Annotated in this window: 21 protein-coding genes; 5 read left to right on the top strand and 16 right to left on the bottom strand. The window is 41.3% G+C overall.

Annotated elements, in window-relative coordinates:
• Positions 1-221: 221 nt before the first annotated feature.
• From C5469_RS11105 to C5469_RS11150, 10 genes are all read right to left on the bottom strand, one after another.
• Entirely contained in the window at positions 222-521 is a 300-nt protein-coding gene (locus C5469_RS11105; protein ID WP_235525384.1) for a helix-turn-helix domain-containing protein, read from the bottom strand.
• Positions 522-557: 36 nt separating this feature from the next.
• Positions 558-1373, bottom strand: a complete 816-nt coding sequence (locus C5469_RS11110) for an MrpH family fimbial adhesin (RefSeq protein WP_166306178.1) — start codon at positions 1371-1373, stop codon at positions 558-560.
• Positions 1374-1397: 24 nt separating this feature from the next.
• The gene (locus C5469_RS11115) at positions 1398-1943 is read right to left on the bottom strand and encodes a fimbrial protein (protein WP_166306181.1); all 546 of its coding nucleotides are present in this window, start codon (positions 1941-1943) and stop codon (positions 1398-1400) included.
• 11 nt (positions 1944-1954) lie between these two features.
• The gene (locus C5469_RS11120; protein WP_166306184.1) at positions 1955-2446 is read right to left on the bottom strand and encodes a fimbrial protein; all 492 of its coding nucleotides are present in this window, start codon (positions 2444-2446) and stop codon (positions 1955-1957) included.
• Positions 2447-2459: 13 nt separating this feature from the next.
• Positions 2460-3026 carry a fimbrial protein gene (locus C5469_RS11125; RefSeq protein WP_166306186.1) on the bottom strand — a complete coding sequence of 189 codons (567 nt, stop codon included), beginning with the start codon at positions 3024-3026 and terminating at the stop codon, positions 2460-2462.
• Positions 3019-3612, bottom strand: coding sequence for a fimbrial protein (locus C5469_RS11130; protein ID WP_166306189.1), 594 nt, complete (start codon positions 3610-3612; stop codon positions 3019-3021). The genes C5469_RS11125 and C5469_RS11130 overlap by 8 nt, the downstream gene beginning before the upstream one ends.
• Before the next feature lie 22 nt (positions 3613-3634).
• A complete protein-coding gene (locus tag C5469_RS11135) occupies positions 3635-4384 on the bottom strand; it encodes a fimbria/pilus periplasmic chaperone (RefSeq protein ID WP_166306192.1) in 750 nt (249 codons plus the stop codon).
• A gap of 37 nt (positions 4385-4421) precedes the next feature.
• Complete coding sequence (locus C5469_RS11140; protein ID WP_166306195.1) at positions 4422-7028, bottom strand: outer membrane usher protein; 2607 nt, start codon at positions 7026-7028, stop codon at positions 4422-4424.
• Positions 7029-7047: 19 nt separating this feature from the next.
• Positions 7048-7599: a fimbrial protein gene (locus C5469_RS11145; RefSeq protein ID WP_166306198.1), complete on the bottom strand. Its 552-nt coding sequence runs from the start codon at positions 7597-7599 to the stop codon at positions 7048-7050.
• A 77-nt stretch (positions 7600-7676) separates the two neighbouring features.
• On the bottom strand, positions 7677-8216 hold the full coding sequence (locus C5469_RS11150) for a fimbrial protein (protein ID WP_166306201.1): 540 nt from the start codon (positions 8214-8216) through the stop codon (positions 7677-7679).
• 685 nt (positions 8217-8901) lie between these two features.
• Between C5469_RS11150 and C5469_RS11155 the strand changes: the two genes are divergently transcribed.
• Positions 8902-9477 (top strand): tyrosine-type DNA invertase, encoded by a 576-nt coding sequence (locus tag C5469_RS11155; RefSeq protein WP_166306204.1) that lies wholly within the window; start codon positions 8902-8904, stop codon positions 9475-9477.
• Positions 9478-10037: 560 nt separating this feature from the next.
• On the opposite strand, the gene C5469_RS11160 is transcribed toward C5469_RS11155, so the two are convergent.
• Positions 10038-11612: a sulfatase-like hydrolase/transferase gene (locus C5469_RS11160; RefSeq protein ID WP_166306207.1), complete on the bottom strand. Its 1575-nt coding sequence runs from the start codon at positions 11610-11612 to the stop codon at positions 10038-10040.
• Between the two features lie 1040 nt (positions 11613-12652).
• Here C5469_RS11160 and C5469_RS11165 point away from each other — a divergent pair.
• Positions 12653-12841: a hypothetical protein gene (locus tag C5469_RS11165; protein WP_166306211.1), complete on the top strand. Its 189-nt coding sequence runs from the start codon at positions 12653-12655 to the stop codon at positions 12839-12841.
• 10 nt (positions 12842-12851) lie between these two features.
• A complete protein-coding gene (locus tag C5469_RS11170; protein ID WP_166306214.1) occupies positions 12852-13460 on the top strand; it encodes a plasmid pRiA4b ORF-3 family protein in 609 nt (202 codons plus the stop codon).
• A gap of 1234 nt (positions 13461-14694) precedes the next feature.
• On the opposite strand, the gene sspB is transcribed toward C5469_RS11170, so the two are convergent.
• The 5 genes from sspB to zapE form a co-directional block, all read right to left on the bottom strand.
• Positions 14695-15177, bottom strand: coding sequence for a ClpXP protease specificity-enhancing factor (gene sspB / locus C5469_RS11175; RefSeq protein WP_166306217.1), 483 nt, complete (start codon positions 15175-15177; stop codon positions 14695-14697).
• A gap of 4 nt (positions 15178-15181) precedes the next feature.
• Positions 15182-15823: a stringent starvation protein SspA gene (gene sspA / locus C5469_RS11180; protein WP_166306220.1), complete on the bottom strand. Its 642-nt coding sequence runs from the start codon at positions 15821-15823 to the stop codon at positions 15182-15184.
• Between the two features lie 295 nt (positions 15824-16118).
• Entirely contained in the window at positions 16119-16511 is a 393-nt protein-coding gene (gene rpsI / locus C5469_RS11185; protein ID WP_015835738.1) for a 30S ribosomal protein S9, read from the bottom strand.
• Between the two features lie 15 nt (positions 16512-16526).
• Complete coding sequence (gene rplM, locus C5469_RS11190; protein ID WP_166306223.1) at positions 16527-16955, bottom strand: 50S ribosomal protein L13; 429 nt, start codon at positions 16953-16955, stop codon at positions 16527-16529.
• Between the two features lie 260 nt (positions 16956-17215).
• Positions 17216-18346: a cell division protein ZapE gene (gene zapE / locus C5469_RS11195; RefSeq protein WP_166306226.1), complete on the bottom strand. Its 1131-nt coding sequence runs from the start codon at positions 18344-18346 to the stop codon at positions 17216-17218.
• A gap of 221 nt (positions 18347-18567) precedes the next feature.
• Here zapE and zapG point away from each other — a divergent pair, with 221 nt between their 5' ends.
• Both zapG and degQ read left to right on the top strand, forming a co-directional pair.
• Positions 18568-18972 carry a Z-ring associated protein ZapG gene (gene zapG, locus C5469_RS11200; RefSeq protein WP_166306229.1) on the top strand — a complete coding sequence of 135 codons (405 nt, stop codon included), beginning with the start codon at positions 18568-18570 and terminating at the stop codon, positions 18970-18972.
• 479 nt (positions 18973-19451) lie between these two features.
• A complete protein-coding gene (gene degQ / locus C5469_RS11205; RefSeq protein WP_166306232.1) occupies positions 19452-20828 on the top strand; it encodes a serine endoprotease DegQ in 1377 nt (458 codons plus the stop codon).
• Positions 20829-20975 lie beyond the last annotated feature (147 nt).

Raw genomic sequence — 20975 nt, forward strand, 5'->3', positions numbered from 1 at the left:
AACTAGAAATAAAAGCAGAGCATCGTTATCACTCCGTAGAAGCCATACTCAAGGGACTGAATGATAAGCAATAAAGATAATATTAATAGATAAGAACGAACTATTTATTTCCAGAGATGACATCGCTAATTAATAAATAAACCATGAAAGTGACCGCTCCATCGGTCACGCAACTCAGCCGTAAACCCGTTTATATATCCTTCTATTTAAGCCGTAATTAATTAACAACCAAATTTACCCAATGTTGCTTCCGCAATCGGGATATATTGGTCTGTTAATTTATTAATATTAATCTTGGTTACAGGGGAACAACAATCAAGGAAAAACCAGTTTATCGGTGTATCCAATATTGAAGCTATCTGCACCAAATGGGACAAATTAATTCGGTTTATCCCCCTCTCATAACGTGAGAGTTGTTGTTGGCTAATACCAATTTGTCCCGCCAATTTTACTGCGGTCATACCTAATTCTTTCCTTCTTTTCTGAATACGCTTCCCTACTAATAGATGATCTTGTTTCATTTTCAACCTAGCCTTTAGCTTAAAAAAACACCCCATTTATGGCATTGCCAAAATAATTGCTCCTGATCCTGAGAATGGTCCGGCTTCCACTCTGCCGTTTTTCTGTAAAATCGATTTCACTGTAACGGGTACATTTCCTCCAGCCGGTACAAAAATAGGAACACCTTGTTCGCCTTTTCGGTCATTTAATAATAATTGAGCTTTCAAGCTCCCATCACCTCTCAAAGGTACAACTCCCCTATCTGGCCCAGTCGCGGTCACGACAATATTCATATCCCGATTACAAGTGACATTGATATTTTCAGATCTGGTTGCACCTTCCAATTTTGCTTCATCAATGTTGCCGTAGTTAAGTTCAACTGATCCTTCGCTGACCTGACAAAAACCAATCGGCGGGGGTGCAATACCACATAAAGAACCAGGCAACAGCCCTCCCCTAAAACCATTGCGATCTGTTTCATAAAATAGCCCGACACATTCTTGGTGAGACTGAATCGCCGGACCAACATGTTTTGCAATCCCAGTGATCGGAAAACTTGTTTGTTTCAATATCTCCTTCTGAACTTGTTTCATTGTCCGGTATCTTTCTACACGAATATTGAATAGCCTAAATGGTTGCCCTGAATAACCATTTACATTATGACGATGGTTAATCGATATCCAACAGGCAGAATAGCCATAACAAGGATTTGGCGTAAAATCGTCTTCTTCATCCCAGCGTTCAATGACAAAGGTATAATATGCATTCGTCGGAATACCTTCAGATTTAGTGATATACGAAAATATTGACGCCACAGCCTCTGATGAGAACAGCGATAAAAGCACCAAACAAACAGGGAATAACTTTTTCATTTAAGTTACCTAATAATAGTGCAATTAGTCATAATCCAGATTAAACGTTGCAACAGCATGAAATGCACCACGCTTAATCGTCTGATTGGCGATTGCCGCCGGTTCAGCCTGCACATACGCTTTCAATACAATCAAGGTTTCACCCTCTTTTAGCGGATATGTATCCCCTTCTTTATTCAGCAGCAACCGTTTGCCTTCAGCCGTTTCCATACCAATAGCAATCCCGGAAGCCTGACTACCCGCTCCTAACGCTAATAGACCCGGTAATTGTGTATTCTCTGTGCCACTGAATGTCAGCTTAATAGATTTCCCTACACTGATATCGCATCCAGATAGCCTTAGCTGAAAAGGCTCGCTATTAGTCCGGCCATGCTGGTACAAGTATTTTTCGGCAATGGTTCCAAAATCGAGTTTGATGTCTTCGTCACCCGCTTGAATCGTGCAAGGTTCTTCAACTAATGCACCATAAAAACGCATATTATCCTCCGCCTGTACCACCTGATTGCAGTAGACCGTGGTAGCAATAACCATAAAACCAACACGCAACACGAATAACTTAAAATATTTCATTGGGTTCCCTTTCACTGGTATTCCGCCAGTAATGTCGCCGTTACTTCAAACTCCCCTTCCGGCAATGTACTTCCCGGCCTTTTCACGGGTACAGCCTGTATTACCGGCTGTTTCTGTGATGTAACTGGAATTCGCTTGTTAAGCGTGAATGCTTTGCCATCCAAAGTCAGACGGATGCCCAAATTAGTGATATTGGTTTTCAAGGCGGCATCATCAAATGAGGTTTGTGGTCCAATCACGGTCAATCCTAAACTCCAGCCGGAGGTATTAGGCACACATACCAATTGATAATTCACTGGCTGGGTATAATTCACCCCATCCACCTTATGTATTCCAACATTGTGACCAAAATAAACATCAATCATATTGCCGTCATTAATAACGCAAGGGGGTGGTTCAAGTAATGTGCCGTGAAACCACATATTATCTGCTGCCTGCCCCGGCATTACACTGATCAAACCCAGGCAAACAGTCCAAAAAGCACGATAAATCAAGTGATTCATCCGTATCTCCTGTTCACTGGTACTCAACCATCATCGTGGCTCCAGCGCCAAAACTGCCGCCTTTCAATACCGCAGTCATCTCTTTTACTGGCACCGCATGGAGTTCAGGAAAATTGGGATAAGTGAATTTCATCCAGTCATTCACGGGTAATTTCCGTCCGTTATGAATAACAGCAACCCCAAGCCCAGCATGATTAGTTTTTAATGCTGTCCGATCAAAACTGGCAGTGTTGCCCGATATCATCATTTTCATGGCATTGGCCGGCATCTTTTCGCACGTCACCGTGTATTTAACTGGCTTCATGTAATTGACCCCATCAATCTGGGTAATCATCACTTCACCAAAATCCACATCAATGGTATTACCATTATTAATCTCACAAGGTGGGGGAGCGATAACAACCCCATAAATGTTGACCGGTGTTTTACCTGAAGGATCGTTTATCGGTATTGCCGCTACATTTATCCTTTTTGTCGGTAAATCAGCCAGAGCACTGACACTTAGCAAACCACCAAGCAGTAATATGCTCAGTTTTTTGTGCCGGCAATACGGTCTTTTTATTAGCGGGGACCTAATCATAATTCACCCTGAAATCGACAACTGCCCGGTATTGCCCGGTTCCCAGAGCTCTCGGCGTCCGTACCGGCGTCACGTAATATTCCAGACTATCCTGTCCCACCGCGACAAAATGCGGACGCCCTCGTTCCCCCAACCGGATATCATTATTCTCAGTATCCGTTATCTGTAACCCCAGCCCGGAAATCCCCATCACTCGTACCAGATGAGGATAATCCCGATCCGCTGGTGCCACAAAACTCACCGTCACCACCGGCTGCAAATGACTCCACGTCAGATTACCTGTCCGTGTATCACGTACTGCTCCTTTAGTCCTCAGACAGTCACGGAACTTCAATGTAAATGGTATCGATGTGCCTTTATCCCCTGGTCGGCGTAAATCACTATTCGGCGTCATCCCCAGATTCACTTCCTGCCATTCAGAGGTCATCTCCAGATGACATGCTGCCTCAGTCAGCATACCAAACACATGTAATTCACCATGGTGACCATTTAGATCCACTGCCCGCTTATCCACCGCTTGACTCACCGTCACGGGTATCAGCAGAATTGCCAACACCAGCACACAGCCAGTCCGTGTTATATTCATGGTCTCTCCCTCGCTTCGCCCATCACGACGAACGCTTAGCCACCTGACAATGGTCCCCTGCACAACTAAAAGTCAGTTGTGGTCGGCCTCCATAATCATTGATATACGTTAACACTGGCGCACTCCCCAGTGCCCTCGCACTACCGCTCAACACCGCACTGCTTTTGGGTGCCACCATCAATGGCTGAAAACCTGTCACAGTCTGTCCCTTAAGTTGGTTCGACGCATCCACTACGGTGATGTAATACGGTGTCGGGTTATTTACCTGATACTGGTCACCCTGCCGCGTTAGTGTCATTTTCTCCTGCCATGGGTTACCCAGATCGACGCGGTTAGCAAAAATCGCTTTTGGTCGGTAGAACAGTTTTATCCGGGTTTGCAACGCAATCTGTAATGTGTTCGGTTTCTTGCTACGTGGCGGAATCTCACGCAGGTTAAAATAGAACAGACTCTCCCGATCCTGTGGTAACTGCACCGTTGTTGGCAATGACTGTATTTTCACCTGGCTCCTCGCTCCCGGTTCAACCCGCTGTACTGGCGGTGTCACCACTAACGGACCATTGATTTTGTTGCCCTGTTCATCCTCTATCCAACCCTGAGCCAAATACGGCAACTCCTTGTTCTGGTTGCTGATGTCCATACTGGTGGATTTGTCCTCACCATTGAACACTATCCTGGTACGATCCAGCGCAATGGCTGCCATTGCTTCACTGACCACTGATAGACTCAGAGCCGCGATCGTTGCTGCATTTATCATGTTCTTCAATTTCATGCTCAAGTACTCATTCTCAGAATATGTCATTTCAGAATTAGTTAAGGGTCGCCGCCATCAGTTCTGACGACGACGACACGGTATTCGTACTGTGGTCGTTATTACTGCTGGTCAACTGGCACAGCAGCAACAACGAAGCCATCTCTTCTACTGCCGGTAACTTATGTGGCAACTCAATCACACACTGCACTTCACCATCCCAACGCACATCCAGCTTCTCACCCGGATTTATCCCGCTCAGGTAGGTACTCCCACCATCATTGACGATACCAATTTCCCGTTTATCCTTATTCAGCACTGTCGCACCAAACGGTGGCGTACTCCCATCTGACAGACGGATCAATCCCATTGCCTTCTCCCCAGATATCACCTGGAATTTACGGTAACCAATTGCGCCTTCCGTCAGTGTTGCCTGTTGTACTGAACGTATTGCCTCCACATTGTCGGGCAGTTTGTTCAAATCAATGCTCGCACTGTTGCGGTAGTAGTTATTCACGTCAGGAATCACCGCCTTACCGAACATATTGGTATGGGCTATCGCGCCAAAACCTTTCACCGGTACACCCCCCACACCCTCAGTATCCACCATTAAGCGAGTCGTCCCCGGCATATTGATGCGGTGCAGTGCCGCTCCTTCCGTTGTAGCGGTCACTCCTCCCTGAACAGAAAGTGCTGCCGTGGTGTAACGTCCATCCTGATAACTCGCACTTGTCGTCAATTGGGCGCGGTCACCGTAATGAGTGAAGTAACCGTTAGCCGCCGCCTTGCCGTCAATACTGGTACCGGCCGCTAAACGATAGTTATTGTTCTCATTAATCCGCCCGTAATAACCAACTGTGTTGGAATTACCTCTCCGATTGACCATTGCGTTATAGCTGATAGTTCCTGAATGTCCCCACGGCAAGGACAACGTCAAATACATGCCATCGTCATTCTTACCTTCATATTTATTACGATAAGCCGACAGATTCAGGTTAATATTCTTAAAGGTTCCAATATCAAAATAACGCGATACAGATAAGTTATAGCGATCATTATTCGGCCGATTCCAGTAAGTCTGATGGCTGTAGTTCAGGTAGGTGCTGATATCCAAAGTCGTGAACTGTTTATTCAGCATGATGTTATAAAGTTCTTTTCCACTCTCTGCATCACCATCGTGATAACGGCGATCCAGATATTGACTCATGCTCATGAAATCACGCTCCGAGAAGCGATAACCAGCAAAAGTCACCTGGCTGTCATACTCCTCAAAACGTTTGGAATAACTCAGGCGATAAGACCCTCCTATCAGGGTTTGATCCTCATCCGGTAAATGAGCACGGGATTCGGTGACGTCAAAGGAAAGTGCACCGAAGGCCATCAGATCACGCCCTAGCCCCAGCGACAATGCGTTATAATCTCCAGCACCCAATATCCCGCCATAGAGTGACCAACCGTTATTTATCCCCCAGGAGAACTCCCCGACACCAAAACCTTTGCCCTCACTGTGATGCTTCCAATTGGTCGGCTTACCCGCTGCCAGTTTGTACTGCACACGGCCAGGACGGGTCAGGTAAGGAATACTTGCGGTATCAATTTGAAACTCTTGTACACCACCATCCTGCTCTTCCACTCGCACATCCAGTTTGCCACTGACCGCATCATTAATATCCTGAATACGGAATGGACCCGGCGCAACCTGAGTCTCATACAACACCCGCCCTTGTTGACGAATGGTTACTTTAGCATTCGTTTTCGCCACACCTGTCACCTCCGGCGCATAACCCCGAAGATTCGGTGGCAACATATTGTCATCAGTTACCAAACTCACCCCGGTAAAACGGAAGCTGTCAAAGATACCTGAATTGAGATAATCCTCACCCAGCATCAGCTTGGCCTGCAAATGGGGTATCGCCCGGTACATGTAGTAACGGCTCCAGTCCCAATTCTTCTCTGTGCTACCTGCCCGGCCAGTGACGTGGTTATATTGTGCCTGCCAGTCCGCCCGTAGACGCCATGCCCCAAGGTTTATTCCGGTTGTACCATTGGCGCTAACATTCTGATTTTTGTTTCCCTTAGCCAGTTTGGATACTTGGGCGTTGACGTTGTAATCAAACAACATCCCCAATATTCCCTCATCCCAACGCGACGGCGGGTCCCAATCTGGCGAGCTATATTCAAGATAAGCCTGCGGTACGCTCAGATATAACGTATCGCTGCCCAAATCTCCACGCACCACCATGCCGGGTAGCGTTTTAACCTCCAGACATTGTTCGTTATTCCACCAAGTGATCTTTGATTCCCATTCCGCCCGCAGCCCCAGTTGTTTCACCAAATCAGGCGATAGACATGCCACACTTCCCCTCAGATCATCTGGTGGGGCCATAAAAGTCACCGGCATCTCCGACAATTCACTTTTATTCAGACGTACCATCATCTGGTAATCCCCTGGCATGATATAACCAGCACGGGAAAATTCTTTTAAGTCAATTCGCGAACGATCCTGAACATCTAATACATCCGTATTAAATTCAATTTCTTCTTCCGCATACGCAACATGCGTACCCATCAAAGCGAACAATACCAAAACAGTAAGAGATTTCAGGACATACCGAACCGAGACCACCCTGTCATATTCAGCGGTCAAATCCAAAAACAAAGCCATAACATTCTCTGATCGGTGATTAGTAATAATCCAGCCTGAACCGAACGGTGGTTCGATACTGCCCCGCCTGCAATAACTGGTGATTACCCACCAAACGCATCGCGTAATTAAGAGTCATGTGCCCTTCCTGTAAAACTCCAACCGGTAGTGGGGTTCCGGGATAAGCCTGATTGCCCTGTATGTCAGTAATTTGCAACGCTACACCTTGTGTCACACCGTATAACAGGAAATTGTTGCCATCCGGCACACCATCAAACGTCACCTGAAAGTGGCGCAAATCCGGTTTACCCGATGTAGCAGGGGTAAGTACACAGTTAATCAAACGGATGGAAAAGGGACGCTCCGGCCCCTGTCCGTCACGTATCACCCGGTTTACAGGAATAGTGACCAACTCAATCGTCTGGTCACGACTACCTGCGTCAATAGCACAGGCCGTATCAATGATGGCTCCTTGCATGCTAACGCGGCCATACCCTTGTGTTCCTCGTGGAGCAGTCACTTCAACAGCACCAACAATGCAGGAAAACATTAGCAGGCAGGGCACCATAACAACGGCAACATATCGGCTCATGATATTCCTCCAGCTAAACCCAATACCTTTGATTAGGAAACGCCTACTCCCTTAAACGTTTCCATGCATGAAAAGAGTTATTGGTAAGCCAGTTGGAAATTGGCAATGCCAGTGAATTCACCCGGAACAATTGCATCAGGTGTTGTATCGCCCTGAAGATAAGCAGCAAAGTTTAGATCATTATTACCATCATGCAGCGCTACAGCTGGAGAAGGCGTACCCAGTTTGATCTTATTACCACCCGCATCAGTAATCGCAATGCCGGCACCTTTAGCAGTCCCTTCGATACCCAACAGACCATCACCGCCAACTATATTGGATTTGGCACCAACAAATGTCGTTGTCACTGTACTTATCGTGTCGGTAGTACAGTTCTCTAAAGAAATTTTGAATAACTTAGAGGGAGAACGGCCACCGTTTTTCAAAGATGCGTTAGAAATAGCGCCCATTGGTACAACCTGATCAACCGTTTCCGGTGTGATAGAACAAGGTGCATCAATGATAGAACCAGTAAAAGTCACAGTTCCATGACCTTGACTAGGGTTAGCTGCGTTAACAGAACCCGCAGCTAAAGCCACACCCAATCCCAGAGCCATAACCAATTTATTCAATTTCATGTAAGTTAATTCCTTGAATTTAAGGATAAAACACCCATAACCATAAAAAAATAGCAGTGCAGGATTTCAACTCCATGCACCAGATATCCAGCGCAAAATAGGGTTTCAAAATCTCGGATTAATATTTTTTAAAACCAAACAAAATGCACCAAACTGTTTTATTTGGTTAAAAATACTAAACATTAATAATAATTAAAAATAATTATCCAAAATTTAATTAAATTTTGAATTTATAATCTGAGTCATTAACTAATATCTGATTGAATTCAGATGAACCAACTATTTTTTTACAATCAATAAATCATAAAATATGAAAAATAGTAAAAAATACTGAAAAAACTATCTATATTATAAATAGTTAAATATTGGCAATCTGGCATTACACAAAATTTGACTTAAGAGGTGGTTTTGTAGGAACATATTTACAGTTTGGTGCATTCTGTTTAGTTTCTTTTTATTACCCAATAGTTTCCAAATATATAATTACAAAGCTTACAAGCTGATATTTTCTATTACAAAATGACTATTTATGACTATCTGAAAACGGTATTTATAGATTTTGTCCAAAATAAATAGAATTACCAGCCAATAATTTTATAAAAGTTCTATCAACTGATATATTCCGGTAGATTAATATTATTTTCTACCCATAACTATCTGCTCAAATTTCACAGGAACTATTTTCATGAAGAAGCGTAAATTCTTAACCAGACATGAAATTGATGCGATTTTAGAAAAAGCACGTCAGGGTCGTCATGCTGAACGGGATTACTGCATGTTACTCATGTGCTTCATTCATGGGTTTAGAGTCAGTGAGCTATGCAATCTAACACTATCCGATCTTGATCTTAGCTCGGAAATTATTCATGTCAGGCGATTAAAAGGGGGATTATCAACAACACACCCATTAGTACCCGAAGAACTTAATGCATTAAATCAATGGCTTAATATCAGAAAGAGCTGGCGAGAATCAGATACATCGTGGGTCTTTTTATCACAAAAATCAGGCGCTATTTCACGCCAACAAGTTTATGGTTTATTAAAGCGCTATGGCAGGCAAGCATTAATCAGTATTTCACCTCATCCACATATGTTAAGACATGCCTGCGGTTATGCTCTCGCTGATCTGGGAAGGGATACACGCCTTATTCAAGATTATCTCGGTCACCGCAATATATCCCATACCGTTATTTATACAGCAAGCAATGTAAAACGGTTCTCCAGAATATGGGAAGTTCCTGCAAAAAGGCTACTCGATTAAAATATCTATTTTGATAAAAGACATTGTAATATAAGCGGTTATTCATCTTAAAACCCCAAAATATCATTTAATTATTAAAAATCCTCGTCCATACATTGATGAGGATTTTTCTATTTTCCAAGATGATTATTAACATTATGAATGTGCTATTTTTATTTCTTATAAATAATTTTAAAATAAATTTTTTGGAAATTAATAGATGATGTCATTAAATAAAAATGTGTATTTAGCATATATATAATTAAATTAATAATCAATCTACATTCTCTCCGGGCGTGGATAGATCGTTGGTCGCAATAATGACAGTCACTACAAGCAACTAAAGGGAATGTGCATTTTCTCGCCCTGAGTATGGATATTGGCTAAGTACTGAGATAACAAGAAAAAACAGCACAAGTGGATTAGTTATTAAAAAACATGGGAGATTATAAGGGAATTTACTCTCCCTGAATTTTCTTCAGGGAGAAGATGCTCTTATTCCATTCAATTTCACCGAGCAGTCAAATAATTAATGATAAAACTATCACTATCATGACTATTAAAAGTGATTTATAAATAGACTAATGAGTCTTTTTCGATGAGAATTGTACATCTAGGAAATCCTCACCTAATTTATCATAATTTTTCACTTCACCTTTAAATGTAATAATATTATCTTGCCCACTACATTTCTCATTAGAAAGCATATTACAATCACCAGGAATATTCTTTTCTTTTATTCCAAGCCATTGAGAAAATAACGTCAAAAAATGTAACCCACTTCTCTGTTCCGTTATTTCTTCACGGTGATGGTAATCGCTGCCGGTGATAAAAAATGGCACCTGAAAACTCTGTTTGTTTCTATCATTATGCGTCAGATTTTCCTGTTCTGTCCCTTTATCGATATAAGAAAGCCCGTGATCTGAAAAATACATCATAGTCCATTTAGAATGATGATTAGCCTCTGACGCAATTTCAGAGAGAAGACTATCTGTATTAACGATACTTTTTACATAACAGGAAATTTCTTCTGACTGCAAAAACAGATCATATTTCCCATTCGTTCTGACACACGCTTGAGGATGAGAACCCATCAAATGAATAACAATAAATTTTTTCTTTTTCTCTGACGTTAACGCTTTTTTTATATAAGGCATTAACTTATCATCAGGTAAATAACGCCGGTCATCAGAACTTCCACTTTTAAGGAAATTAAAGCTATCTGCCTGTTGCCCAATTAAAGCAACCGGAGAGTCAAAAGCACTCTTTATACCCTGGTTAGATATCCAATAGGTATAAAAACCCGCTTTCTTTGCCAGCGTTATGATACTGTTGTTTAAATCGATGCTATTGTCGTTTCTTAAAGCAAGTGAATTCGTTAAAGATAGCTGAGTCGATGCCGCTGAAGAGATATAATCTGTAAATATTTTAGCATTGGCTTTATTCAGCCACGGCGTATTATTATAAGGGAAACCATATGTACTCATAAAATCTTTTCTGACGCTTTCCCCAATTACCATGATATATGTTTCATATTTATTTTCTTCTACCACAGGCTGCCAAGAGTCTTTCTGTTTTATTATTTCAGAAAACCTGACCCTTTCTGAATTAACCTCATTATAGCTCTCAACTATATCACTAAAAAACCTAACTTCCGGTAATCCAGATGCTAATAGATTAAAATCCGGATCGAAATCAGACTGGATATATCCTCTTACTGGTGACCAGAAAGCTGACAAAATAAAAAACAGGGAAAGAAATCCTATATAACTCTTCTTCAATGTTACTTTTACCTTTAAAGATAAAAGCATTAAAATAATGGTTACTAATACTACTAAATATGTAAACAAAGGCAGCCCACTGATAAATTCAATAGTCTCATTTTTATTAGTATATATTAAAGACCCTATTGAATTTATATCAGGATAACCATAAGTCAATCCTACTGGAGAATAAACCACTCCAATTAATCCAATAGCAAATATAAAGGTATAATATATTAAATAGCTAAAATTGGATAACAATATTAAGATTGAAAAAGCACTGAATACATATATAAATTTTAACTGATAGCCAAGGCTTAAATGAGCCAGCGTAATAAAACCAAATAGGCACATTAAAATGAAAGTTTCTCGAATTTTCTTACTCAACGGCATATTAACTCGTTTCCTTAATCTACGGAGAAAACACTAAAGCATTAATGATTATATCTTATCAAGATGGGTTATTTTGCAAAATGAGAATACCTTTAGCTAATTAACCATTACCCTGCATGAGATCAATTCCACTCATATCTTTATTCAAAAAATCATGTTCAAAATTTCATCTATTCTTTAGATAACCTTAAGCAAGGTCACTCAGACTTCTACACGAAAAGGTTAAACGAACACATAAAAACACCTTACAAATCTACCTATAATTTTGTTAATGATTACCCTAAATAGGATATAAAATTTACAATGATTAATCTTCAATATTTGGTAAACAGGATGTAAATGATATGCATTTTTTTATTAATAGCAAGAACATTGGGATATTCTAGTCCCGATCATGAAAGCCGAAATGAATACCCGATTAATCATGCCACTCGCTATCAAAGGAAAAGCAAAGTAATTCACAGATTACAAAGTTAATACCAATATTAACTATAGTAAGAAATACGTCATTCTTTAAAGTATGCTTTATCTACTTTGGTGAAATGAAGAGAGAAAAATTGTAACCCAGTGATAAACAAAAGGAACCAAAAAGACCCTTAGCTCCTTTTATCACATCATTAGTCACTAAAAGACCGAAACAATAGCCGAATTCCAATATATCGCACTTTTCTACTTATAAAACTGCCTGTACGGCAGTACAATTTTCCCAGATAAATAGCCATTTGCGGGTTGGTTTCTAAGCTGCCTGTACGGCAGTGCAACGTTAGATATTAACGTTAACCCGCTGATTATTAAAGAGCTATAGTAATAAAAAGTGAAAAAACCTTTTTTAAAAGCAACGATTAATTTTATATATAAATCAAAATGTTATATTAACTATCTGATAGTAAACCAAGATGACCATCTTTCCTGGCTGATGACAATAACAACTGGAATATCTCTCCTTTCTACGACATTATATATAGCCCACCGCGCTATAATGAACATATGACAGCCTTCAACGGCTGCGGCTCAAAAATAACAAAAAAATAATGGAATTAATGGCAGGTCAAGCCGGATTATCTGGGGCAAAAGCAATTATCAATATAGCTACTGAAATTTATGACATCGCCAAAGACTTTCATAAGGAAGCTAAACATGTCGGTATTCCTACAGTTTTAACTAAAAAGATTCAACGAAATATTGACAACAGATGGAACACGTTGAAAGAATCATTCCGAAACCCTTAGGAGATAAGTAATGAACGAGAAATTCTATCAGTTAAAAATTACCCTCATAGATTCACAACCCGCTATCTGGCGACGATTTGTCGTTCCTGCCTCGATCCCGCTCGACAGACTGCATGATGCGATACAAATCGTTATGGGATGGCAAGATAGCCACTTACATGAATTTCGTATTGGCAAACAACGGCTAACGGAAATGCCAGAAGAGCCATCTGATGGAAAGGAAGAAGGTTTATATCGCCTGATGGATTTAATTAAACAAAAAGGCAGAACGTTTAGCTATATTTATGATTTTGGCGATAATTGGGAGCATGAAATTATCTTAGAAAACAGTAATTATCCTGAGAATAATCTTCCTCTTCCTATCTATTGTCTGGATGGCGCACGCGCCTGCCCTCTTGAAGATACCGGAGGTGTTTATGGATATGAGAATTTAATTGAAATACTTAATGATCCTTCCCACGAGGAATATGAAGAAACACTGCAATGGGTAAGTGAATTACTTGATTTGTCTGAAAGTGGGCATTTCAACCCTGAGCTATTCTCACCAGACTATATTAATGCCTTTTTAGCACTTTATTATCGTTGGTCACGCGATCGTAACCAACCCTTGTGGGACTGAAAAATTTCAGATGAATTACTATTACGGACCTTGGTGCTTGATTTAAGCGGCTTTTTCTCATGGAGCAGATAATATATTGAGTGCAGTTTCGCTAGTGTTCCAAATTAACCCCTGGCAAACTGCACAGGTCTTTGCACTAGGCGGGATCTAACTCATTTTACGTGGTTAATTTGGTTGTGAAAAAACCAAATAAAACTCAAAAAACACACTTTGATTCTATTGATAACGAAGTATTGAAAGGAAAAAACTATCAAAGAACAGTTTTTGATTGTTTTTAGTACAAAGTAGAATCCTACCCTGTACTTTACATGACAATCATACCTTCCATAACAACTTAATCTCGGTATTCAGGAACAGATAATTCCATATCATGCCCGCTCCCTTTATCAGCTTAAAAAAATATATCACCTTATTATTGCATGATGAAAATCTGATATATGCAAAATTTTATTTGTCATTGTCTAATCTTTACCAAGAGAAATTCTCTCAGCTCTTCTGTCATGTTAGGGCGAATACTCTCCAAAATAGGTTTCAATTACTCCTCTGAAGGATCAGTGGCAAACAAATGACCTCTGCCGCTCAGAGCATCAGCAATAGGAACACTAAAAAACCAGAGCCTGAACCCATTTCAAGAATAATATCATTCCGGTGTGGATTTAAATATTCAAACATCAATATACTCAAATCGCAAAATCCACCAAGAAAATAACTATTCAAAATAGATAGTTTTTAGCACCCGCCTTTAATTGGCAAGCAGCAAAAATACCATCTAAAGATATATGTTAGAACCAGAAACCATTTCTCTATTAGATAATTTCTCCTATTTTAATTATCTGATTTAATTCAATGATAATATTATTAAATAACAATATATTTTGAACATTAAATAAAATGGTTTTCTAAGATATTAGAAAATGGGGTTGAACAAAATAGTTTATAGTCTTTAAATACCCATTCTTTACAATTTTATATTAAACATCAATCATAGATACCTTCTACTTTATTCAAGTTATTAGGCAAGGTCTTTCAAATTAAATGTCAGGCTAATCCCTAACAAGTTTTATCCATACGAAGTCAGAAGGAAAGCAAACTACAACCGTCCAGTGATATGATATATAGGCAATAATATGCATAAAAAAATCCGATGATAAATCATCACCGGATTTTGATCTTTTCGTGGAGACAGTCATGAATGTATCGCCATTAAGCAACACACCTATCCCCTTTTAATTGATTATTTAACTACCCGTAAAGCAGGGCGTCCTCTTGTCGGTTTTGGTGGCTCATCATCAGGTGAAGTTCCACTATCACCTTCAGCATCACTAGGGGTATCAGTAACGAGTACCAAGTTATCTGTCGCAGATGCAGAGGTACCAATCTCATCGTTATAAGCTGCTTCAGGCTCAAACATCATTCCCGCCCCATTTTCACGGCTATAAATAGCAATAACCGCCGCCATCGGTACATAAACCTGACGAGGAACACCGCCAAAACGGGCATTGAAGCGCACTTCATCATTAGCTAATTCAAGATTACCAACAGCTCTCGGTGCTATATTCAGCACAATCTGCCCATTACGAGCATATTCCATTGGCACATTAACTCCACGTAAAGTCACGTCTACAACCAGATATGGAGTCATATTATTATCTAGTAGCCACTCGTAATGAGCACGTAACAAATAAGGGCGACGGGGAGACATTCGAGACAACTCCATAAAATCAATTCCTGGATTGCAGGCGCATTTCGCGTTCAACTTCTGTTAATGAAGCCAAGAATGCATCACGTTCAAAAACACGCTGCATATAAACCTGTAAATCTTTAGTGCCAGAACTTGGCAAATCTATACCTAGTACAGGTAAACGCCACAATAAAGGGGCAAGATAGCAGTCAACCAAACTGAATTCTTCACTCATAAAGAATGGCATTTCTTTAAATATTGGCGCCACTGCTAGCAATTCTTCTGCTAATCGTTTACGAGCAGCATTAACTTCCTGAGAATTACCTTTCTCAATAGTGTGCATCAAGGAATACCAGTCTCTTTCAATACGGTGCATCATCAAACGGCTGGAGCCACGGGCAACCGGATACACTGGCATTAATGGTGGGTGAGGAAAACGCTCGTCCAGATATTCCATAATGATGCGGGAATCATACAGCGTCAGCTCACGATCAACCAAAGTAGGAACTGTCTGATAAGGATTCAGATCGATAAGGTCCTGTGGCAGATTACCTTCCTCAACCTGCTCAACTTCAACACTGACACCTTTCTCCGCCAGCACAATTCGCACTTGATGGCTAAAAATGTCGGCCGGGCCTGAAAACAGAGTCATCACCGAACGTTTGTTGGCAGCGACAGCCATGAAAACCTCCAAGTTTATCTAAAAAAAGAACGAATAGCCCCACTCTATTAACGACTATTCCTGCTCATTCATGCTCACCCTTTATGTTTCTGCGCCGCAACTGTAGATACGGAATGCACTACTCAACACAATTATCATCGTTCAGGATAGTAGGCAGATAAATGGATGAGGCAAAAGTTGGCACTAGTCTACCAGATTTTGTACATTTTGGGGGAAGTGTATGGATAATATTAAGTAAAAAAACCCGCCATAAAGACGGGTTTGAACATTAACTCATTGCCATAAAGGCCAAAAATTAACGTTTGGAGAACTGTGGACGGCGACGTGCTTTACGCAGACCCACTTTCTTACGTTCAACTTCACGAGCATCGCGAGTAACGAAGCCAGCTTTACGAAGATCAGAACGCAGAGTTTCGTCGTATGCCATCAGTGCACGGGTGATGCCGTGACGGATTGCACCCGCCTGACCAGAAATACCACCACCTTTAACAGTGATGTACAGATCCAGTTTGTTCAACATATCAACCAGCTCTAGTGGCTGACGAACAACCATGCGCGCTGTCTCGCGGCCGAAGTAAACTTCGAGGCTGCGTTTGTTGATTACGATGTTACCGCTACCCGGCTTAATGAAGACGCGTGCGGAAGAGCTTTTGCGGCGACCAGTGCCGTAGTATTGATTTTCAGCCATTGCCTATGATCCCGATTAAATGTCCAGAACTTGCGGTTGCTGTGCCGCATGGTTGTGCTCGCTACCTGCGTAAACTTTCAGCTTACGGTACATTGCACGGCCCAGTGGCCCTTTTGGCAGCATGCCTTTAACCGCGATTTCAATTACACGCTCAGGACGGCGGGCAATCATCTCTTCAAAGGTCGCTTGCTTGATACCACCGATGTAACCAGTGTGATGATAATAAATTTTATCAGAACGCTTGTTGCCAGTTACAGCAACTTTTTCTGCGTTAACGATGATGATGTAATCACCTGTATCAACGTGCGGAGTGTATTCCGCTTTATGCTTGCCGCGTAGACGACGAGCCACTTCAGTTGCAAGACGGCCTAAAGTTTTGCCATCTGCGTCAACAACATACCAGTCGCGTTTTACGGTTTCTGGTTTAGCTGTAAAAGTTTTCATTAAAGCTTACCCAATAAATAAGTTACACGTTGGTGAACACTCAAGGTTCAGAAACTGCCGAGGTTCACACGACTCTTGTCCAGCAAACCTACCCCTTCGAATAGCCTATGCCGGCACTATGCAAGTTTTTTGGGAAAAAAAACGTTGCTGTAACGTGGGGTCGCGAGATTATAGAGAAGTCATAAATAAAAATCGACCCCAATTTAAATATTTAAAATCAGCTTTCATTCCGTACCCCCGTATACGGGGTAAACATAGGATTAAGGCAAATGAGGTAATTTCAGATATTCTTCACTTTGCATTTCCTGTAAACGGGACAAGCAACGCTGGTATTCGAAAGTTAGCAAAACACCCTGGTAAATCTGCTCCATCGGCACCTGAGCATTGATGATAAGTTTTACCCGACGTTCATAGAATTCATCAACGAGAGCAAGAAAACGACGGGCTGCGTTTTCATTACCGGACAGGATTACCGGAACCTGATATAACAAAACAGTGTGATAAAGTTTTGATAAAACAATATAATCCATCTGGCTACGCGCATCTTCACACAACACTTTGAATCCAATTGCCAGTACACCATCCGCGCTACGAATTGCTGGCATTTGCCGGTGGTTAATTTCCAGCACGGGTGCTTGTTCACTGTTTTTACCCACTAGACGGATAAATATTTGATCCATAGCCCGTTCGTTATCTTCATTTAACGGCGTAAAATAGAGATGAGCCTGTGTTAAAGTGCGCAGCCGGTAATCAATACCCGCATCTACATTCATTACATCACAATATTTTTTAATCTGTTCAATAGCCGGTAAGAAACGAGCCCGCTGTAATCCATTGCGATAAAGCCCATCAGGATGAATATTGGATGTCGCAACCAACGTGATCCCTCTTAAAAACAGAGCTTCCAATAATGTTCCAAGAATCATGGCATCAGTAATATCGGAAACGAAAAATTCATCAAAACAGAGTACGTCTGTTTCTGTTTTAAAACCATCAGCCACAATATTCAGAGGATTTTCATGTCCCTGTAATTCTTTTAGTTCTTCATGCACTCTCAACATAAAACGATGAAAATGCAACCGCAGTTTCCTCTTACCAGGTAAACTCTGATAAAACATATCCATTAGCCAGGTTTTTCCCCTGCCAACGCCCCCCCACATATAAAGACCTTGAACGGGTGTGCAAATTGTTGGAATCTGTTTCCCTAATAACTTACTCAGACGCCCTTTCAGACCTTGTCGCTTGGTTGGATTACCGGAAAAAGCATTAGCCAGAGCATAGTGAATGACATCCAATTGAGCAACGGCCAGACGCTGGACATCGTCTGGTTGGTATTCACCCTCAGCAAGGGCTTTTTGATAGAATGATGAAGGGGTAATCGATGATGACATGACAATAACAATCCTTAAAAAAATAATCGCCCGTTTTTTGTCGTTTTTATGATTCAGATTGACCTTATTACCGGATCAATTGTCTACAATAGGGTCAAAATAAGATCTACAAACAATATGTAAATCATGATCAATATTCCACTCTGACTAGATTAACGGTTATAGTGACGATAATTAAGTGAAACATTCTGCTGAACAACGATGTTGATGAAGGAGTAGCTATGACTTGGGAGTATGCACTGATTGGATTGGTAGTTGGTTTTGTTATCGGGGCGCTAGTAATGCGCTTTGGTAATACTAAGCTGCGCCAGCAGGAAGCCTTACAAACTGAACTGGAGAATAATAAATCAGAACTGGAAGAATATCGTAAAGAATTAGTCAGCCATTTTGCCCACAGTGCAGAATTACTCGACAATATGGCCCGCGATTATCGCCAGTTGTATCAACATATGGTTAAAAGTTCTCATGAACTGATGCCTAATATGCCAGTACAAGAAAACCCATTTAGTTATCGACTGACTGAATCAGAAGCAGATAATGATCAAGCTCCGGTTAAAATGCCACCAAGAGATTACTCTGATGGCGCTTCCGGTTTATTCCGTCCAATTAATGAAAAAAACCAGTAACTACCTCCGCTGTGGCGTATTGTATGCCACAGTGGAAACTCCAAATGCCAAATCTATTACCCACTTGCAAAAAGTTTTGTTTTTTTATTCCTCAATCATGTAAATCCCTGTAAAAAAATGTACGAACTCTGTTTACCAGATGAACTTTACTTAATAATTAAGAGTCATAGAGTAATCGCGGCAACTTACCCAAATTAACTTATTTAGAGCTTGTCTTAATAGGTGTAATTGTTGCAAGCCGTTCTTATGAATGAACAGCGAACACGGACAGCGCGGAAAAACCGAAGTGTACACGTAGTACGTGAGGATGACTCGCTTCACTCACCCTTCGGTCCGCGCTAAAGTGCGTTCAAAAGCTAAAGCTTTTGTCTGAGCACTGCCCAGATTCACTCGGTTATTACAAAGAAGGGCAAATAAAATAGCCCTATTGGGATAGGCAGTTAGCCTTCTGGCTTAGATATACAAGAGAACCAAATTAAATGAAAAGAAAAAACTTATTCCTCAGTGCGTTAGCAATCAGTATCGGGTTGTCTGTCATGGCTGTTCCTGCCGTCAGTAACGCTGCTTTACCCTCTGTTATCGCTGGTCAGGAGTTGCCAAGCCTCGCACCGATGCTTGAGAAAGTACTGCCTGCCGTCGTCAGTGTGCATGTTTCCGGTACGCAGGTACAACAGGACCAGAGTATACCTGAAGAGTTCAGGTTCTTCTTCGGTCCAAATTTGCCAATGGGCCGTGAAAGTACCCGCCCATTTCAAGGGCTTGGCTCAGGTGTCATCATTGACACTGCTAAAGGTTATATATTAACCAATAATCATGTTATTGATAATGCAGATAAAATCCGTGTGCAATTGAACGATGGACGTGAATATGAAGCCAGATTGTTAGGCCGCGATCCTCAGACGGATATTGCCTTGCTGCAACTGAAAGATGCTAAGAATTTAACTGCAATTACCATGGCCGATTCCGATAAACTCCGAGTGGGTGATTTTGCTGTCGCAGTCGGTAATCCATTCGGCCTTGGTCAAACCGCGACTTCAGGAATTATCTCTGCGTTAGGACGTAGCGGCCTGAACCTGGAAGGACTAGAGAATTTCATCCAAACTGATGCGTCTATTAACCGTGGTAATTCCGGTGGTGCACTGGTTAATTTGAATGGCGAATTGATTGGTATCAACACCGCAATTCTGGCCCCAGGCGGTGGTAACATTGGTATCGGCTTTGCTATCCCAAGTAATATGGTAAAAACCCTAAGTGAGCAACTTATCGCTCATGGTGAAGTCAAACGCGGTATTCTTGGTATTAAAGGTACCGAAATGAATTCCGATATCGCCAAGGCATTTAATATTGATGCTCAGCGCGGCGCATTTGTCAGTGAAGTATTGCCAAAATCCTCAGCGGCGAAAGCGGGTATTAAATCCGGCGATATCCTGGTTTCCGTTGATGGTAAGAAGATCAATAGCTTTGCTGAGCTGAAGGCAAAAATTGGCACGACTGTACCAGGTAAAGAAATTAAAATTGGCCTATTACGTAAAGGTAAACCAATGGAAGTTTCTGTTATTCTAGAAAACAGTGAAGGCCAAACAACCAAAGCAGGAAACCTGACTCTTGCCCTGCAAGGTGCAACCCTGAGCAATGGTGAAGTAAAAGGTACTTACGGTGTGAAAATCGATAGTGTCATGCAAAATTCACCTGCTGCAATGTCTGGTTTACAGAAAAATGATCTGATTGTTGGGATTAATAATGAACGCGTACAGAATATTAATGAGCTACGCAAAGTCATTGATGCTAAACCTCCAGTAATAGCGCTGAATATTCTTCGCGGTGAAGAAAGTATCTATCTGTTATTGAGAAATTAATACTTTTAGGCTGAAAAATTCGATCTAGTTCCAGCATAAGACACAGCGTAATGTTGTGTCTTATGCCGCTGACAAACCCATTTAAAAAATGGGGGGTATTTTCGCATCATCGAAAATTTCAGATAACATGTTGGCGGTTGATTAGCT

The organism is Photorhabdus cinerea (assembly GCF_011189575.1).
Lineage (GTDB): Bacteria > Pseudomonadota > Gammaproteobacteria > Enterobacterales > Enterobacteriaceae > Photorhabdus > Photorhabdus cinerea.

Coding starts and splice junctions, on each gene's coding strand:
- C5469_RS11140 (WP_166306195.1), bottom strand. CDS start 7,028: ATGGCTTTGTTTTTGGATTTGACCGCTGAATATGACAGGGTGGTCTCG.
- C5469_RS11125 (WP_166306186.1), bottom strand. CDS start 3,026: ATGATTAGGTCCCCGCTAATAAAAAGACCGTATTGCCGGCACAAAAAA.
- C5469_RS11160 (WP_166306207.1), bottom strand. CDS start 11,612: ATGCCGTTGAGTAAGAAAATTCGAGAAACTTTCATTTTAATGTGCCTA.
- degQ (WP_166306232.1), top strand. CDS start 19,452: ATGAAAAGAAAAAACTTATTCCTCAGTGCGTTAGCAATCAGTATCGGG.
- C5469_RS11165 (WP_166306211.1), top strand. CDS start 12,653: ATGGCAGGTCAAGCCGGATTATCTGGGGCAAAAGCAATTATCAATATA.
- sspB (WP_166306217.1), bottom strand. CDS start 15,177: ATGGAGTTGTCTCGAATGTCTCCCCGTCGCCCTTATTTGTTACGTGCT.
- C5469_RS11145 (WP_166306198.1), bottom strand. CDS start 7,599: ATGAGCCGATATGTTGCCGTTGTTATGGTGCCCTGCCTGCTAATGTTT.
- C5469_RS11135 (WP_166306192.1), bottom strand. CDS start 4,384: ATGAAATTGAAGAACATGATAAATGCAGCAACGATCGCGGCTCTGAGT.
- C5469_RS11150 (WP_166306201.1), bottom strand. CDS start 8,216: ATGAAATTGAATAAATTGGTTATGGCTCTGGGATTGGGTGTGGCTTTA.
- sspA (WP_166306220.1), bottom strand. CDS start 15,823: ATGGCTGTCGCTGCCAACAAACGTTCGGTGATGACTCTGTTTTCAGGC.
- C5469_RS11170 (WP_166306214.1), top strand. CDS start 12,852: ATGAACGAGAAATTCTATCAGTTAAAAATTACCCTCATAGATTCACAA.
- C5469_RS11110 (WP_166306178.1), bottom strand. CDS start 1,373: ATGAAAAAGTTATTCCCTGTTTGTTTGGTGCTTTTATCGCTGTTCTCA.
- zapE (WP_166306226.1), bottom strand. CDS start 18,346: ATGTCATCATCGATTACCCCTTCATCATTCTATCAAAAAGCCCTTGCT.
- rplM (WP_166306223.1), bottom strand. CDS start 16,955: ATGAAAACTTTTACAGCTAAACCAGAAACCGTAAAACGCGACTGGTAT.
- C5469_RS11105 (WP_235525384.1), bottom strand. CDS start 521: ATGAAACAAGATCATCTATTAGTAGGGAAGCGTATTCAGAAAAGAAGG.
- C5469_RS11120 (WP_166306184.1), bottom strand. CDS start 2,446: ATGAATCACTTGATTTATCGTGCTTTTTGGACTGTTTGCCTGGGTTTG.
- C5469_RS11130 (WP_166306189.1), bottom strand. CDS start 3,612: ATGAATATAACACGGACTGGCTGTGTGCTGGTGTTGGCAATTCTGCTG.
- C5469_RS11115 (WP_166306181.1), bottom strand. CDS start 1,943: ATGAAATATTTTAAGTTATTCGTGTTGCGTGTTGGTTTTATGGTTATT.
- zapG (WP_166306229.1), top strand. CDS start 18,568: ATGACTTGGGAGTATGCACTGATTGGATTGGTAGTTGGTTTTGTTATC.
- C5469_RS11155 (WP_166306204.1), top strand. CDS start 8,902: ATGAAGAAGCGTAAATTCTTAACCAGACATGAAATTGATGCGATTTTA.
- rpsI (WP_015835738.1), bottom strand. CDS start 16,511: ATGGCTGAAAATCAATACTACGGCACTGGTCGCCGCAAAAGCTCTTCC.